General features: G+C 54.3%; 1 pseudogene. It reads right to left on the bottom strand.

Going from position 1 to position 1,443, the window contains the following annotated elements:
• Window positions 1-1,443 (bottom strand): annotated as a pseudogene (locus VSQ61_RS22645) (hypothetical protein); the annotation flags it as partial.

Here is a 1,443-nt window from a genome sequence, read left to right as displayed (position 1 = left end):
TCATCCTCGGTCTGTCCCGGAGGAACCTGGCCGTTTCCGTCCCCGTTGCCCTCTATGGCTGCGTCGTCCTTTCCGGTCTCCGGCTTGCTGCCCTCCGGAATCTCCGTATCCGGTGTTTCCGCTTCGGTGTCAGGTGTTTCCGGCTTGGGTGCTTCTGTTTCAATCGCCGCATTCTGAAGCTGTGCGTTTAACTCTTCCGCCGCCTTTGCCTGATTATTCAGAACTACGCCTACGGCCGTATCCGCCGTTGGATCCGGAAGTGCCATGCCGTTGACGATGGGACTCTCGGTGCTTAACCGGTCGATATCCGCAGATGGTATCTCCACCATCGGTGCTTCCGGCGTGGTCCGCACGCTCTGTGTGTCCGGCGTGTTTTGTGCGTCCTGTGAACTCGTCGTTCCGGAGCTTCCGCCCTCCAACAAGTTGTTCAAGGCATTTGTCACATTAAAGAGTGCTCCGGAGATAACGGCATTGCTTCCATTGCCGTTGCCATTATTTCCGTTTCCATTGCCGTTATTTCCATTTCCATTATTACCACTGCCGTTGCCGCTGGTTCCACTCTGGCCGTGGTTGTACTGCATCTCGCTTAAGCGGTTGCCCTCTGCGTCCCAGCTGTAAGTGGTCTTGAACAGCTTCTTTCCGCCCAGGTTGTACTCGTCCATCTCGATGATCCGGTCACATTCATCGTAGAAGTAGTAGGCGGTCTCGTAGTTGGGATATTCCTTAAAGGTCTTGTTTCCGTTGGCATCATACTCAAACTTCGTGATGTCACCGTCAAAGTCCTTCATCTCAACAATCTGGTTTTCCGCATCGTAGTAGTAGTCCACCTGGGTCCCGTCCGGATAGCCCTGGACGGTCTTGTTTCCCACGTTGTCCCAGCCGTATTCCGTTTCCCGGCCATCGTGATCCGTCACCTTTACCACACGGTTCAGGAGGTCTCTTCCGATGGAGGTCTTTCCATTCCAGTCCTCCATCTCGATTAATTCTCCCGTGCCGTTGTAGGCGTAGGATGCGGATTTGGCGTCATTATAATTGATATTGCTTACTAAGTTGACGGGGCTGTACTCGTACTTGGTCACGTAGCCGTCCTCGTCGGTCTTTTGGATCAAGTTGCCGTTGCCGTCATAGACGAACACCTTTCCGTCTCCCTTGGCGTTGACCTCGGTCTTTACCAGGCCCCTGTGGTCGTAGGTGTAGAGGGTCTCCTGGTACTCGTCCACCTTGTGGGTCTTGTCCACCCTATGAACACGGATCTTGGTCAGGCGGTCCATGGAATCGTAGGTGAACGTGCTGCTGGTTCCGGCTGCGTCTATACTCTCAACGATATTTCCGTTGCCGTCCAGTACGTACTTCGTGGTGTTGCCGTTGCGGTCCTTGACTGCGGTGATCCGGCTGTCCTTGTCGTAGGTGAATGACTTGGTGTTGCCCTTTGGATCCGTCTCG

It is taken from the genome of Candidatus Merdisoma sp. JLR.KK006, from assembly GCF_036941035.1.
GTDB lineage: Bacteria > Bacillota > Clostridia > Lachnospirales > Lachnospiraceae > Laedolimicola.
This window is presented reverse-complemented; position numbering and strand designations above follow the sequence as displayed.